The organism is [Clostridium] saccharolyticum WM1, from assembly GCF_000144625.1.
GTDB lineage: Bacteria > Bacillota > Clostridia > Lachnospirales > Lachnospiraceae > Lacrimispora > Lacrimispora saccharolytica.
Genome location: NC_014376.1, coordinates 4,191,219 through 4,205,902 on the forward strand (window position 1 = coordinate 4,191,219; position 14,684 = coordinate 4,205,902).

At 39.8% G+C, this 14,684-nt stretch carries 14 protein-coding genes; 6 read left to right on the forward strand and 8 right to left on the reverse strand.

Features of this window, described 5'->3' with window-relative positions; genetic code table 11:
• The first annotated feature begins 15 nt into the window (after window positions 1–15).
• Window positions 16–1,221: a DUF6076 domain-containing protein gene (locus CLOSA_RS19430; RefSeq protein ID WP_013274436.1), complete on the forward strand. Its 1,206-nt coding sequence runs from the start codon at window positions 16–18 to the stop codon at window positions 1,219–1,221.
• A 50-nt stretch (window positions 1,222–1,271) separates the two neighbouring features.
• Here the strand turns inward: CLOSA_RS19430 and CLOSA_RS21955 are convergent, their stop codons facing one another.
• A complete protein-coding gene (locus tag CLOSA_RS21955; protein WP_013274437.1) occupies window positions 1,272–1,841 on the reverse strand; it encodes a DUF6550 family protein in 570 nt (189 codons plus the stop codon).
• Complete coding sequence (locus CLOSA_RS19440; protein ID WP_013274438.1) at window positions 1,825–2,151, reverse strand: DUF6809 family protein; 327 nt, start codon at window positions 2,149–2,151, stop codon at window positions 1,825–1,827. Before CLOSA_RS19440 ends, CLOSA_RS21955 begins: the two co-directional genes overlap by 17 nt.
• 127 nt (window positions 2,152–2,278) lie before the next feature.
• On the opposite strand from CLOSA_RS19440, the gene CLOSA_RS19445 reads away from it, so the two are divergent.
• From CLOSA_RS19445 to CLOSA_RS19455, 3 genes are all read left to right on the forward strand, one after another.
• Window positions 2,279–2,800, forward strand: coding sequence for a hypothetical protein (locus tag CLOSA_RS19445; RefSeq protein WP_013274439.1), 522 nt, complete (start codon window positions 2,279–2,281; stop codon window positions 2,798–2,800).
• Between the two features lie 2 nt (window positions 2,801–2,802).
• Window positions 2,803–4,500: a DUF262 domain-containing protein gene (locus tag CLOSA_RS19450; RefSeq protein ID WP_013274440.1), complete on the forward strand. Its 1,698-nt coding sequence runs from the start codon at window positions 2,803–2,805 to the stop codon at window positions 4,498–4,500.
• 77 nt (window positions 4,501–4,577) lie between these two features.
• Window positions 4,578–5,507 (forward strand): SHOCT domain-containing protein, encoded by a 930-nt coding sequence (locus CLOSA_RS19455; protein WP_013274441.1) that lies wholly within the window; start codon window positions 4,578–4,580, stop codon window positions 5,505–5,507.
• A 162-nt stretch (window positions 5,508–5,669) separates the two neighbouring features.
• Here CLOSA_RS19455 and CLOSA_RS22770 read toward each other — a convergent pair whose 3' ends face one another.
• From CLOSA_RS22770 to CLOSA_RS19470, 4 genes are read right to left on the reverse strand one after another with little or no spacing between them, the layout of a single operon-like run.
• Entirely contained in the window at window positions 5,670–5,837 is a 168-nt protein-coding gene (locus CLOSA_RS22770; RefSeq protein WP_157669042.1) for a hypothetical protein, read from the reverse strand.
• A gap of 33 nt (window positions 5,838–5,870) precedes the next feature.
• Window positions 5,871–6,050, reverse strand: coding sequence for a hypothetical protein (locus CLOSA_RS19460; RefSeq protein WP_157669043.1), 180 nt, complete (start codon window positions 6,048–6,050; stop codon window positions 5,871–5,873).
• A 13-nt stretch (window positions 6,051–6,063) separates the two neighbouring features.
• On the reverse strand, window positions 6,064–7,599 hold the full coding sequence (locus CLOSA_RS21960; RefSeq protein ID WP_013274443.1) for a diguanylate cyclase: 1,536 nt from the start codon (window positions 7,597–7,599) through the stop codon (window positions 6,064–6,066).
• 35 nt (window positions 7,600–7,634) lie between these two features.
• Entirely contained in the window at window positions 7,635–7,865 is a 231-nt protein-coding gene (locus CLOSA_RS19470) for a hypothetical protein (RefSeq protein ID WP_013274444.1), read from the reverse strand.
• Between the two features lie 185 nt (window positions 7,866–8,050).
• On the opposite strand from CLOSA_RS19470, the gene istA reads away from it, so the two are divergent.
• Complete coding sequence (istA, locus tag CLOSA_RS19475; RefSeq protein WP_013274445.1) at window positions 8,051–9,211, forward strand: IS21 family transposase; 1,161 nt, start codon at window positions 8,051–8,053, stop codon at window positions 9,209–9,211.
• 177 nt (window positions 9,212–9,388) lie between these two features.
• Window positions 9,389–11,707 (forward strand): HD domain-containing phosphohydrolase, encoded by a 2,319-nt coding sequence (locus tag CLOSA_RS21965; RefSeq protein WP_013274446.1) that lies wholly within the window; start codon window positions 9,389–9,391, stop codon window positions 11,705–11,707.
• A 441-nt stretch (window positions 11,708–12,148) separates the two neighbouring features.
• Here CLOSA_RS21965 and CLOSA_RS19485 read toward each other — a convergent pair whose 3' ends face one another.
• Window positions 12,149–13,183, reverse strand: coding sequence for a LacI family DNA-binding transcriptional regulator (locus CLOSA_RS19485; RefSeq protein WP_013274448.1), 1,035 nt, complete (start codon window positions 13,181–13,183; stop codon window positions 12,149–12,151).
• Window positions 13,184–13,205: 22 nt separating this feature from the next.
• Window positions 13,206–14,684 carry a 4-alpha-glucanotransferase gene (gene malQ / locus CLOSA_RS19490; protein ID WP_013274449.1) on the reverse strand — a complete coding sequence of 493 codons (1,479 nt, stop codon included), beginning with the start codon at window positions 14,682–14,684 and terminating at the stop codon, window positions 13,206–13,208.

Below are 14,684 nucleotides of genomic sequence, written 5' to 3' on the forward strand. Positions count from 1 at the left end.
AAGGGGTGAGCTTGTATGTTTACTTTTACAGCAAATTTTAAGGACAACGATATTTATTTGGAAGGCAAAAAAGCCTTTTTGACTAATGAGGTTTTGGTAGAAATATTAAACTCCAAGGTGCCTAATTTGAAAGGCTGCAGAGAAACTTTAGTAAGGGAGCTTCCTCAGCTTGACCTATTTGGGAATATGGAAATTTTCAGAATAGAACAATACAACTCCCATGTGCAGAAAGCACAGGGAGCGATGCGACTCATAGATCAATATTTTAATCAGCTATCCATTGCCAGCCATATTGCAAGCAGTAGTCAGCTGCACTCAGAAAAATTAGTTGATGTATTAAACACAAAGCCTTGGATATGGGAAACAGGCGATACCGATGAAGTGGAAGACGAGCTTTTATATAGCGATGATTTTTCAAATGAATATGGGTTTAATCATTATGTAGATTCCGATTGCGGAGAAGACAGACATAATTTTTATATTACGAAATTTGAGCCGTGGGATTTAAAAGAGGAGCTTTTTGATTATGAAATGTCTGCTGATTTGGAGACACTGAATACAGATATAAAAAATCTATTTGAACGCTATATCACTTTTATTGATGATATTTTGCGTGTGAAGGAAGTGTATGTTGATTTTATAGACAACTACTTAAATGCAGAGCATAAGTTCTTGGATAATAGTGTTTTAGCAGAACGATTTACCGTTTTTCTGAAAAAATATGATAGTTTAAAAACAACACCATATTTGAATTTTACTTCGGGATACGGTATGTTTTCTCATTCTGTTTTGGCAGATGAGAAAGGGAAATCAATTCTTTGCAAAACATATAAGTTCCAGTCACTGGGAGCATTTTTATATTACGATTTATTTAGTGGCATCGAAACAAACTACCTGCCAAAGAGATGTGAGAACTGCAGTCAGTATTTCCTCATTCAATCTGGTAAGTATACCGACTACTGCGAACGCACTGCACCACAGGACAACACCAAAACCTGCCGAGAGGTTGGTGCAAGAAAGCGATATGATGATAAATGCAAAAATGACCCTGTATGGCAAGGCTATAACCGTGCATACAAGGCGCATTATGCAAGATATATGAAAAAGAAAATGACGGTTTCTGAATTTGAGCAGTGGGCAAGCTGGGCAATCCAGTGGCGTACAAAAGCCGAAAATGATGAAATTAACATTGAGGAATATTTGTCGGAGATTAAGAAATAGAACAAGGTGACGGTATGGCTGGTACCGTCACCTTGTTCTTGTTTTAATATTTAATCCATGATACCGATCATTTTATTGATGTCCCCATCGCCGTCTACAAAGGTGCCACCGCCCATGCTGCCAATTTTGTTGCCGTTCTCGTACATTCCCTCGCAGTAGATAACCTCATTCTCGCCCATATCGTCTACCCAGCCGAAGCCTAAGAAGTAGCTTTGCTTTTGACCATTTACGATACGGGTATCTCCCATCTGGGGCTCACAGGTCTTGGTTGTGATGGTGTTTTTTGATGGTGCATGTGTGGGGGTAGGGTTATCCCTTTGGGGACTGCTCTCCGTCAAAATTCCCTTGCTGTCAGCTGTAGTTGGTGGCTCAAAATTGGTTTCTGTAAGGGTGCTGTCATGTGATGTGTTTTGGGTGCTGATTATTGGGCTTTCGTCCGCAACAACGGCTTTATTTTCTGCGGGTGGGGTGTTATCCCTAATGCTCTCTGTAAGTGCCGATACTGGGCGACTGTCGGGCTGATTTGGTGGTATTGGTGGTTGCCAGTGATAGGCTGTTACCGTCAGAGAAAAAATCGTGAGCATGGATGCTGTAAGTATGATTTTAGTTTTCTTCTTCATTTTTCTGCACCTCCTGCGGCATAAAAGAATTCCCACAGTTTTGAGAGTCTATCTCAGCACTGTGGGAACTGTAGTTTTGTAATTCAGTTGTCAGTTCAAAGCCTAATTTGAAACCTTGAATAAAACTCGCCTTGCTTTGGTAATTGCAAATCATTTCTAATGCATCAATGATTCGTAGTACAGCTTTTCCGTCTGCTTCTGCAAGTTTGCTGATCAAATCCTTATTGCTTTCTTCAACGGAAAGCATACGATTTGTAAAGTCTTGCTTGTTACAGAAACTGTGGTATAGGTCATCAAATCGTTTTGGCATATTTTCGCCCTCCTTTAGCAACACAAGATACCACATTAAGATTCAGAAGTCTACACTAATATACTAATGAGTATTGACTTTTGCATTTGCAGTAGTATCATAGTATTATATGGAAGGAAGTGACAATATGGATAAAAAAATTAGTTTTGAAGTTGATGGCGACATATACGAAAAGTTTTGCATGGCACTATCTTTGAATACCGAAGATAAGAATTTGGCTATTCAAAACTGTATGAAACTTTACATTGCTAACGCTTTTGAAAAGGCATCGCAAATATATCATACAAAATCAAACACCAGACAATCCATAAATTCAGATAAAGACTTTTTTGGAAAGGCCAATAACCGAATTCCGGTTTGGGCATTAAAACCAGAACAGTATAATCACAAAATTATAAAAGCCTATTTTACAGCATTGGCTATAGCAGATGAAGCTACTATTGGTATGATGGAAAATCTTTGTAGCGACAAGGAGCATCCTGAATTATATGTTCCAACATTTAAGAGCAACTATGCTCAGATGAAGATTGATGGTGCAAAAAGTCATGGAAAAGTGTTTGAAGATAACGGAGAACAGGTGTGGATTTGGAATGAAGTGGAAGACACTTTATTGAAATATAAATCAAGTTTTTATAATGGCGAGGTGTAAAAATGAGCAACTTATTTGACAACAGTATTAGCATATATGAAGCCATGGAACATATTAATGGCGGAAAATATGTTATGCCTGCATTTCAGCGTCAATATGTTTGGAGTATCGAACAAATCGAAAAGCTATGGGACTCCATATTACTTGACTATCCCATTGCTACTTTTCTTTTTTGGCATGTAAATGATGATAATGTAAGTTGGGACACCTACTTTTGCAACTTTTTATCGTCCATCACTTTTGATAGTCGAAAACAAGCGGATAGTGTGAATTATGAGTTGAGCGGTATAGACGTTTCAAGGACGGATACTGCTGTTTTAGATGGTCAGCAAAGGTTAACATCTCTCTATTTATCACTATTTGGTGAAGCATCGTTTAGGCCAAAGAATGCAAGAAAAAAGACAGGCAGTAAGATTATTGCTAAACTCTTGATTGAATTGAATAAAAATAAAATTACTGTCGATGAGGAAGAGTATAATAGCAAAAAATTCGATATAAGGTTTAGCGACAAAGCTGGTAAATCCAGTCCAACGCAGTTTGAAATCAGGACTATTTTAGAGCCTAAATTCCAAGATGCATCGAGACGAGATGCAGCTATTGAGGAAGCAATAGCAAATGTACCTGCGGACAGTAAGCAATATGCCAGAGATATTCTGTACAAGCTATATGCCAAAGTTTTTGAAGAAAAGTTGATACGCTATACTGAGATATCAGACATGAAGCAGGATGATGCTCTGGAGATGTTTGTCAGATTTAATAGTGGCGGAAAAGCCTTGCGTAAGTCCGAAATCACTATGTCCATATTAGAAGCATACTGGCCAAGCGCAAAAACAGAATTTGGTAAACTACTGGTGAATTCTTTCGAGGGATTTGGCACGGATTTTATCATACGTTCTGCCCTGATGCTATATGGCGATGTTGTGAAATCCAATATTAATAAAAAGATTGCCGAAGAACTTAAAAACAATTGGAACTCATTTAAGAAATCCCTTAAAGATCTGGACGATGTGCTTAAAGAAATGAAAATTGATGTTAATAGATTTTCAGGTAGTTGGAACGTCCTTCTTCCCATCATATATTTTATTTACTATAATCCTCAATATAAAGACAACACTAATGCCATTCGTGCTTATTTGATTCGAGCCATACTGTTTACATATTTCCAATCTGGTACAACCGGTAAACTACAGCAGATGAAGAGTGCCATCAATGAAAATGATTATGAAATTAGTGTGGAAATGCTTGACCAAATGAGTGATTTAAGGGTAACAGACGGCAAGGTTGAAGATGTTATCAATGCAGAAAAAGGCAGCAGAGTCGCTGGTGAGGCACTTTACTACCTTTCCCTCAATTGGATTAACAGAACATTCAAATACGAGCAAGATCATCTTCATCCGGATAGTAGGTTTGACAGCACTAAGCCCATATCAATATCCATGGAGGATTGGAGAAGATGGAGAGGCATGAGAAACAGGCTCCCTAATCTGCACTTACTTGAGGGACGAAGTAATGGAAGTAAGAACGATATGCGATTGGTGGATTATTATAACGACATGAATGAAGAACAACAAATTGACTTTTGTAAGCAATCATTCATCCCTAATCCTAATGATGTTTCTTTGGAATTGGAGAATTTTGAAGAATTCTATGAGAAAAGGAAAGCCATTCTCACTGATAAGATCAAGAAGCTATTGGTATAATCTTGTGACCTCTTACCGCTTAAATGCGCGTAAATTACAAGCACTGTTATGAAATATAAACGAGAAGGGGTGTGCCCATGGAAAAGACAGAAACAAAATCATTACCATCATTGGTTGGTGTCATCAGTACAGCAATTCAGATACCCGGGGTAAAGGTAAACAGAAATGCATTTTTAGAAGAACAGTTTAAAGATGCTCCTCCCGAGACTTTAGAAGCTGTTCTCAGTGTGGGGCCAGTGGAGGCAGGGTGTTCACGGAAAGAACTTCGGAAAATTGCATGCAGATTGGTACAGAAGAAAACTTTACTTTCTACAGGTGCATCATTTCTTGCGGGGATACCAGGTGGATTTACAATGGCTGCAACAATTCCTGCTGATATGCTGCAATTTTATGGTGTTGCACTGGGATTGGCACAAGAAGTATCATATCTCTATGGCGCAGGGGATTTGTGGAGTGGAGATATCTTAGATGAAGAAAAAGTGACAAATCAATTGATATTATACTGTGGTGTAATGTTAGGTGCATCGGGTGCTGCGCAAACAATCAGAGTACTTTCATCATCACTCGCAAAGCAAGCTCTAAAAAAACTACCTCAACAAGCATTAACAAAAACATTTTACTACCCTATTATAAAGTCTATTGCCAAGGCATTTGGTACGAAAATGACCAAAGAAGTTTTTGCAAAAGGTGTGTCCAAGGCGGTACCGATTATAGGTGGTGTGGTATCCGGTGGAATTACTTTTGCTACATTAAGACCTATGGGTATGCGACTTGTTGATACATTGGAGGAAGCGCATTTCACCTATTCTAAGGCTGACTTTGAATCAGATTGGAGTGATATCATGCAAGCAAATGAAGTAGAAACAGATAGTGAAAAAACCGTGGAAAGTGAAAATATGAATCCGGTTTTAGATAAAATACAACGAGCTAAGGAAATGCTTGATGATGGAGTTTTAACCGCAGAGGAGTTCTCCAAAATTAAGGATAGGCTTATTTCAGAAATGTAGTATCAGCGTTCATTCGCAAATTTTGCATATTCCTTTATGAGTAGTACTCAAAATTGAATTGTGGAGAATTTGTAAATGAAAAAGAGAAGTACATTTGGACCCAGGAAAAATCACATAAAAACCATGCAAATATGGCTAATGCATAAAACAGTCCTGATATTTTCAAAAGCTTGTGCTGCTCTTTCCAAAAAAAGCATAAAAAACAGGTGCAAAAGCTAAAAAAGTGAGGATAGGTGAGAGCAAATCACCAACTATATTGTTTTGCTCAACTATCGCAATAAAATACACCACAAATAATATCGCAATAGGTATCGTTATCCATTTTTTCATCCTATCCACCCTCCTTGGCAATTTATTTATTTCCTAAAGCTGAAAGAAACCAACCATTTCATCCAGTTTTTCTGCACTCTTTTGATTTTCCATCGATTGATGCAGTACGTCATCCGTTTTGGAAGCGATATCTGTTACTCTAGTCGCAATATCAGTTGTGCCTTGCGCTCCTTCACCTGCTGCAGTAGTGATTTCATCAATGGCCTGCCTCATTTGCTGAATCGTCTCATATATCTGCAATTACCACTCGATTTCTTCCATTGTTTTTTGCCTGGTACAATGCTTTGTCTATTCTTGAATAAAGATCTGTATATTTTTCTTCCATCGTTCGCTCCGCAACTCCAAAGCTGGCTGTATATCTTCCTACAACTGGATGTATTGCTTCTTCTATTGCTTTTCTTACTTTTTCAGCCGTCACATATGCACCCTGTGAATCTGTATTTGGCATTAGAATTAATAGCTCTTCTCCACCAATTCGAATCGCATAATCAGATTTTCTAATATTGTTTTGAAGGAGATTTGCTGTTAATTTTAGGACAGAATCTCCGACTGGGTGCCCCCATTTATCATTCACTTTTTTAAAATGATCTAAATCTAATAATGCAGCTGACAGAGGAATATCGTATCGTTTTGCCCTATCAAATTCTTCGTCTATAATACTTTCTAAAAAATGTCGATTATATAATCCTGTTAATTCGTCTTTTATTGCAATATTTTTCAGTGCATTCTCAGCCTGTTTTTGTGCTGTCACATCAAAAAGGTTAATCATGACCGCCTCAGAGCCGTTATAAATCCCCGTAACGGCAGATATAATAACTGAAATCATGTTCCCATCTTTATCCTCAATGGTTGTTTCGATATCTTCGATTCGACCATCGCCATTTTTTACCTGCTCAATTAATTCCGTTACATCAAATTTAATCCAATTTACACTGGTTGCTAAATATAGAATTTCCTTGGAATTATTTTCTTTCGAAATGATCTTTTCAGCATCCCCATTCATGAAGAGTATCTGTCCATCCCTTTTAATAACGAACAGCGCTCCTTTCATGGTTTGAAACATTTTAATTAAATTCTTATTACTTTCATTTGCATTCCAAAATGCACTCTTTAAATAATCGAGTAATGGGATGAAGATTTTAATTAATATAAAAACTATAGTTAATAGTATTATGAGAAAAAGAATTGTGTGCGTTTGCTCTATTAATTTGACAGATTCCTTTGCTTCTATTTCGTAGGTACATACAATAGAATCCATTTTCTTTAAGTATTCAGATTCATGAAAAAGTATGGTACTTATGTGCTCGTTTGTTTTGGTTATATCAGCGCCTGACTCTCTCGATTCCTTCAAAAAAAGATTTGCTTCATCAATGATACTTATAAAAATAGGCTCTAAATCCTGATACATTTGATTAATCCTACTTGAATTATTACTAAAGATAGTTTCTGACTTATTTAAATCCAAGAGTTCATAATGTGATTTCTTCCATAATTCAAGACTATCTTCCATATCCGTCTTATATCGTTCATCATCTGAAATAGTCTGATCAAGTTGAATCAAAGACATATCCTTGACTACTTTTTGACTTAACATTCTTTGCCTCCCGGCAATATTAACAATATACGACGTATTCTCTTCCTGTACTATTTGATAATGTATTATAAACTGCTTTAACATAAATACAGAAAGTAATATAAATGAAGAAATTATAAACCTACGAATTAATCTCTTGTAAATTGTGCTATACTCTTCTTCAATCACTTTAATCCCTCCCATAAATACAGATTATTTACTATCTATATTTCATGCTTTCTATAATAATCTATTTTAATACCAGTTATTTTTTCTACTCGTTTCTGTAACTCCATTAAATCAGCTAATTCATGATTCACAATTCTATTTACAAGACAGACACTTACCGAGCTATATCCCATACCTTGTCCTATCATATTATTTAATAATTTTCTGAAAATTCGAAAAATTCTCCATTTACATTCCAGCTTAAAAATCACCCAACTTTTATTCATACTTACTTTTTCCTCTCTTTTAGGCATATTTAGTAAAATTATACTCTTATTTAGGAGCATATACAAGGCTATGTCAATAGAACTGCACAGTTTTTCGACACATAAAGTGCACAGTTTTTCGCCAAGACTGCACAACCTCCGAGGAGTTGGTAAAATGAAGCCAGCCGAAACGGAGGTGGCGAGAAATGAAGGGGTATCGTGTGTACAATTCTATTCAACAATTAAAAGACATGGGCTTTAAGCGAGCTGCCGTGGCGGCACAGCTTCAAATCAATCGCCGTACAGTGGACAGGTATTGGACAATGACGGCAGATGAGTATGAAACGCAGCAGCAGGCCCTGAAGCGTGGGAGCAGCGTGGATGATTACCGCGACCAGATTCTGTATTGGTTGAGGGCTTATCCAACACTTTCCTCCGCACAGGTCTGCGACTGGCTAAAAGAGCATTATAACGAAGACTTCCGGGAACGCACCGTTTCACGGTATGTCAAGCGGCTCCGAGAGGAATACGGCTTGAAGAAGGTTCCTATTCCGAGAGACTATGAAGCGGTACCCGAGCTCCCGATGGGGCAGCAGATGCAGGTGGACTTTGGACAGCTCCTGATGCCGAATGTTGACGGTGGACAGACCAGAGTTTATGCAGCAGCATTTCTGCTCTCGGCATCCCGGTACAAGTATGCCGAAATGCAAAGCCGACCTTTCACAGCAGCAGACTTGGTGAATATTTGCCACAACTGTTTCAGATATTTCGGTGGAATGCCGCGTGAAATGGTTTTTGACCAGGACAGCATTGTATGCGTCAGCGAAAATGCCGGAGATATTGTCTACACCTATGAATTTGAAAAGTTCCGGCAAGAGACGAAAATGACAATCTACATGTGCCGTGGCGCAGACCCCGAAAGCAAAGGGAAAATTGAGAACACGGTAAAATATATCAAGGGCAACTTCTTGAGCAATCGCCTTTATGTGGATGACGGGATTCTCAACGGCAGTTGTTTGGAGTGGCTGTCTCGTACCGCCAATGCAAAGGTGCACGGAACCACAAAACGTATTCCCGCTGAGGTTTTCAAGGAAGAATGTGAGCATCTTCGGCCGCTGGTTGGTTTTGATGAAGCTGTACTTCCTGTGGTTTGCCGCACCGTCCGAAAGGACAACACCATTATCTACGACAGCAACCGTTATTCCGTTCCTTTGGGTACCTACAACAAGCAGCCGGAGGTACGGATTGAAACGAAGGAAGGCACTCAATCACAGGCTATTCTTAAGCGGAATATATACCTCTCAATTTTCTGGCACATTCTATCAGGGTCATCTTGCAATTGCAATTTGAGCTTTGAATTGCTATAATATTACTGAATTAGACAAATTGTGGCAAATTTCTACATTAATGTTTGTCAAGCAACCAGCAAATTTAAATTCTCCTAAGCCCTCAATAAATTCCGAAAATCGTTATACTAAGGAGCGTTGCAGTAAAATTTATTCAGAGAGGTATTAGACTATAGGTATTGAGAAGGAGGGACTAAAATGTTAAAATTTATAAATAATATTAAAATTAGGACAAAGCTATTTATCTTTGTTGCATCAATTCTTGCCTTGATGATTGCGATATCCGTTGTGTTTCTATACAGTGCATACCTTAATGTGCAAAATGATTTTCAACTCATTGAGCAAACAACTCGGAGCAATTACGACATAAACATAAAAAACCAAGTAGACAATGTAATTACACTGCTGGACGGCGTCTATAAAAAATATGAATCCGGCGAATTGACTTTTGCGGAATCGCAAGCGTTAGGTGCCGATCTGGTCCGAAACCTCAGATATAATGATGACGGCTATTTTTGGATTGATACAACAGAGGGGATTAACGTCGTGCTGCTTGGTTCCAGTATTGAAGGAACCAACCGTTATGACTTCCACGATGCCCGAGGAACTCCTGTTTTAAAGCAATTTATAGATATTGCTCTGGAATTTGGAAGCGGATACCAAGACTATTGGTTTCCTAAAGCAAATCAAACTGAACCTCTGATGAAACGGGGCTATGTTAAGCTGTTTAAACCTTTTAACTGGGTGGTGGGTACCGGAAATTACATTGATGACATCAATCAAAAAATTGAAGACAAAAGGCAAGACATAGATACTGCCTTTCACAATCAAATTTGGTCCATTTCTCTTTTGTTTTTAATTGTAGCTTTTTGTACAATTTTTTTGGTGTATTTGTTGTCCAAAAGTATAACGAAGCCCTTGCTGAAAACTGCGGATTTGGCAAACTTAATTTCTAACGGGGTCTTGGATCAAGATATAGATCACGAAATTATAATAAGAAAAGATGAGGTTGGTCAACTGGCAACATCAATCGAAAAAATGAAAAATTCGATTAAAGAATTAGTTGCTAGATTAACAGAAAAAGCAAAGACGCTAGAACTTGAAAAAGAACTTTTCAGCACCACCTTAAAGTCAATTGGCGATGGCGTAATTTCTACAGATCAAGATGGAAGAATCGTTTTACTGAATACTGTTTCTGAAGAATTGACCGGTTGGACACAAGAAGAAGCGGCCGGTAAACCCTTTGAAGATGTGTTCAGGATTGTCAATGAATATACAAGAGAGAAATGTGCCAATCCGGTGGCAAAAGCATTGCATCTTAAAGAGATTGTTTTACTTGAAAATCATACCGTCCTAATTACCAAGACAGGCAACAACATTCCTGTTGAAGACAGTGCATCCCCCATTATAGATAAGATCGGTAATATTATCGGTTCAGTTTTGGTATTCAGAGATGTTACTGAAAAAAAGGAAAAACAGAAAAAAATAGAATATCTAAGTTATCATGATCAGTTGACGGGACTTTATAACAGGCATTTCTTTGAAGAGGAACTCAACCGGATAGATGTTGAAAAAAGTCTTCCACTTACCATTGCCATGGCGGATGTAAATGGCCTTAAGCTCACCAACGATGCCTTTGGACATGAAGCCGGGGATTTGCTTTTACAAAGCATAGCAAAAGTGTTGAAAAGCGAATGCAGGGCTGATGATATTGTTTCAAGAATTGGAGGCGATGAATTTGTTTTATTATTGCCTAGAACAAATTATAATCAAGCAGAGTTGATTGTAAAGCGAATATACAAAGCCATAAGCAATCGAAAGGACAATAACATTGTTATGTCTGTATCCATTGGCTGGGAAACAAAAATACAGTCGCAGGAAAATGTAAAAGAGGTGCTTTCCAAAGCTGAAGACCATATGTACAGCACAAAAATCCTCGAAAGCCAAAGTATGAGAAATCAAACGATAAAAGTGATTACGCAAACGCTTCATAATACAAATCCAAGGGAGAAGCTTCATTCAGAAAAAGTCAGCGAGTTAAGCCGAAAAATTGGTGAAGCAATGAATCTTGACAACGAGGCTTTAAAAGAACTAGAAATAGCAGGGTTAATGCACGACATTGGTAAAATTGCTATCGATAGCAGCATTCTTAATAAGCCTGGCAAGCTAACAGAATCCGAATTTATGGAGATTAAAAAGCATCCCGAGATTGGTTATCATATTTTAAAATCAGCAGATGCTTATACAAAGCTTTCAGAATATGTTTTAGCACATCACGAAAGATGGGATGGACACGGTTACCCTCGCGGACTTTCCGGCCAGGAAATTCCTTTGGTTTCCAGAATTATAGCCGTTGCAGATGCGTATGAAGCAATGACTTCACATAGGCTTTATAAAAATGCGTTTTCACATGAACAAGCTATGGAGGAACTTAAACGGTGCTCAGGAATACAATTTGACCCCAAGATTGTAGTTGCATTTGAAAAGGTATACAGTCTGATTAATCAAGATAAATAGCTTTGGATGATTTAAGAACTACGAAAAGCAGGAAGAATGTTTTTTTAACATTCTTCCTGCTTTTTTCAGTTAGTGTTTGCAACCGTAAATTGCAAGAGCAAGTTGGACACCCACGGTAGAGTGGGCGCGGGTTCTTAGGCGGCGTAAACTTTATTCAAGAATGCCTCAAATAGTTCCTCTGGAGTGCGGTAGCCGAGCTTGCGGCGAGGCCGTCATCGATTTTCTGTTAGTTATATGCACAGGTGGCCTGTGGCTCATTTGGATATTGATAAAATACCTTAGAAGTCGTTAAACACATGAAAAGAACCATAGCGGAGGAGTTTCCGCTATGGTTCTTTTTCCGTATTCAGTTTGCCTTAATTAGTTTTTCCTTGTGACACAGTCGCTTTCCCTGAATCGACTTTTTAAATCCGGTTTCCGTTTTTAACTGTTGAATTATTATCATGTTACCCTTCTTGTAGACTCGCCTTCAACCAGCTCCGCTTTAAAAACCTTTTTCTGATGCTCCGCCTTATTTTTGATTACATCGAATAAGATTTTAATGGTAGCCTTTGCCATCTCCTCCACAGGCTGGCGTATGGTGGTAATGGAAGGGTTATAATAACGGGCAATATCAAGACCGTCATAGCCGGCAACGCAATAGTCCTCGGGAATCCTCTTCCCATGCTCAAGGATTGCCTTGCAGGCGCCGATGGCAATGCTGTCTGAAATGGCGTATACAGCCGTAAAATCCCGTTTCTCCTTCAGAACCCGGTCCATCATCCGGTAACCGTTGTCCATGGTATAGCATTCCTCACATTCCTCAGAATAAATGATCAGAGAAAGGGAGGGAGGGATGCCGTTGTCTGCAAGAGCCTTTTTATACCCCTCCAGGCGAAGGCGGCCAATGCTTTCATCATCAGGAGCTGCTGTCAGGATGAGGATCTTTTCATGTCCGAGTTTACATAAATAATCCGTCATTTTATAGCTTTCTGCATAGTCATCTACGGATACGCAGGAAAAATCAGGCAATTCTCCGGAGTAATCCGTCATACCGATGGTACTAAGCACATAGGGAACGGTAAGCTGCTCCAGCTCTTCCTTACTATGGGAAAAGTATCCTCCAAGAAATACGATTCCCCTTGGCTTTTTTTCCTTGATCAGTTCCAAAGCCACATCAACCTCATCCTCATGCTCATCCACCCGCTGCAGGATGAATGAGTATTTCTTTTTCTGGATCTCCTCCTCAAAGACACGGATCATCTTGCTGAAAAAAGGATTGCCGATTCCCTTGATCAGCACGGCAATGGCCCTGGAATCGGTTCGTTTTAGATTCCGCGCACTGTTGTTGGGAATATAGTTGTTTTCCTTGATCACCTGCATGATCATGTTCTTTGTTTCTGGGTTGATATCCGGATGATTGTTGATGGCCCGGGACACGGTGCTGACACCCACCCCGCATAATCTGGCTATATCCTTAATGTTTATGGAGTCCATGAGAAATACTCATCCCCTTTCGTCACGCCCTGCCGTAAAGTCTGGCAATTTTTCGGCATCTTCCTGCAAGCTCTTCTGTTATTTCCCCGGAAAGCATACGCCATCTCCAGTTTTTCCCCAGGGTGGAAGGTTCGTTGATCCTTGCCCTCCCGTCAAGGCCCAGATAATCCTGGACCGGTATCACTGCCAGTCTGGCTACACTGGCCAGGGCCAGACGGATAAAATCCCAGTGGATCTCCTCTCCAGGCGTGTTCCCGTTATTCATATAGTCAATGGAAAGCTGCCGGTCCTGGGCGGTTAAATCCTGATACCAGCCCCTGATGGTATTGTTGTCATGGGTTCCCGTATATACCACACAATTCCGGGTGTAATTATGGGGCAGATAATCACTTTCTTCTCTGGAGTCAAAGGCAAATTCCAGCACCTTCATGCCTGGGAAACCCGTTTCCTTTACCAGTTTTAAAACCGAAGGAGTCAAAAAACCAAGGTCTTCTGCTATGATATCCAGCTTTCCGAATTTTTCCTCCATCCGGTTGAAAATATCAATTCCAGGCCCTTTTTCCCAGGCACCGTTTACTGCATTCTCACTTCCGGCAGGAATGGAATAATACTCATCGAAACCACGGAAGTGATCCACACGCACCACATCATACAGGCGGAAGCTGTATTCCATCCGCTTCATCCACCATTCATACCCTGTTTCTCCATGGTACTCCCAGCGGTAAAGAGGATTTCCCCATAACTGTCCGGTGGCAGAAAAACCATCGGGAGGACACCCTGCCACAGCAACAGGCTCACGGCTTTCATCAAACTGGAACAGCTCCGGATGAAACCAGGAGTCCGCGCTGTCAAATGCCACATAAATAGGAATGTCTCCAATGATCCGGATGCCTTGTTCCCTGGCATAGGATTTTAACCTGCTCCACTGCTCCTCAAACTTGATCTGAAGGAAGCCGTAAAATCCGATTTCGTCTGACAGCTCTTGTTCATACCGTGCAACCGCATCCTCCCTTCGAAGGCGAATGTCTTCATCCCAACAGATCCAGCTTTTTCCTTTAAAATGATCCTTAACTGCCATGTAAAAGCAGTACCCGGACGTTTCCTCTCCAAGGAGCTTTCCCGGTTCTTCCGGTTTATGACCCTGGCCCTTCCACCGTCCGTAAGCCATTCTTAACAGGGGAAAACGGTTATTGTAGATCTTTCCATAGTCAATGTCCCTGGGATCCTCTCCAAAATCCATTGCCTCACATTCCGCCGAGGTGAGCAGCCCCTCCTTCACCAGCTCATCCAGATCAATGAAATAAGGATTTCCCGCAAATGCGGAGAATGACTGGTAGGGAGAGTCCCCAAATCCGGTAGGGCCTAAAGGGAGAATCTGCCAGTACTGCTGCCCTGCTTTTTTTAATATATCAATAAATTCATATGCCTCTTTTGAAAATGCCCCGATCCCGTATTTTGACGGAAGGCTTGCAACCGGGAGCAACATACCACATTCCCGCAT

Coding starts and splice junctions, on each gene's coding strand:
- CLOSA_RS19430 (WP_013274436.1), top strand. CDS start 16: ATGTTTACTTTTACAGCAAATTTTAAGGACAACGATATTTATTTGGAA.
- CLOSA_RS21955 (WP_013274437.1), bottom strand. CDS start 1,841: ATGAAGAAGAAAACTAAAATCATACTTACAGCATCCATGCTCACGATT.
- CLOSA_RS19440 (WP_013274438.1), bottom strand. CDS start 2,151: ATGCCAAAACGATTTGATGACCTATACCACAGTTTCTGTAACAAGCAA.
- CLOSA_RS19445 (WP_013274439.1), top strand. CDS start 2,279: ATGGATAAAAAAATTAGTTTTGAAGTTGATGGCGACATATACGAAAAG.
- CLOSA_RS19450 (WP_013274440.1), top strand. CDS start 2,803: ATGAGCAACTTATTTGACAACAGTATTAGCATATATGAAGCCATGGAA.
- CLOSA_RS19455 (WP_013274441.1), top strand. CDS start 4,578: ATGGAAAAGACAGAAACAAAATCATTACCATCATTGGTTGGTGTCATC.
- CLOSA_RS22770 (WP_157669042.1), bottom strand. CDS start 5,837: ATGAAAAAATGGATAACGATACCTATTGCGATATTATTTGTGGTGTAT.
- CLOSA_RS19460 (WP_157669043.1), bottom strand. CDS start 6,050: ATGAGGCAGGCCATTGATGAAATCACTACTGCAGCAGGTGAAGGAGCG.
- CLOSA_RS19470 (WP_013274444.1), bottom strand. CDS start 7,865: ATGAATAAAAGTTGGGTGATTTTTAAGCTGGAATGTAAATGGAGAATT.
- istA (WP_013274445.1), top strand. CDS start 8,051: ATGAAGGGGTATCGTGTGTACAATTCTATTCAACAATTAAAAGACATG.
- CLOSA_RS21965 (WP_013274446.1), top strand. CDS start 9,389: ATGTTAAAATTTATAAATAATATTAAAATTAGGACAAAGCTATTTATC.
- CLOSA_RS19485 (WP_013274448.1), bottom strand. CDS start 13,183: ATGGACTCCATAAACATTAAGGATATAGCCAGATTATGCGGGGTGGGT.
- malQ (WP_013274449.1), bottom strand. CDS start 14,684: ATGCGGGAATGTGGTATGTTGCTCCCGGTTGCAAGCCTTCCGTCAAAA.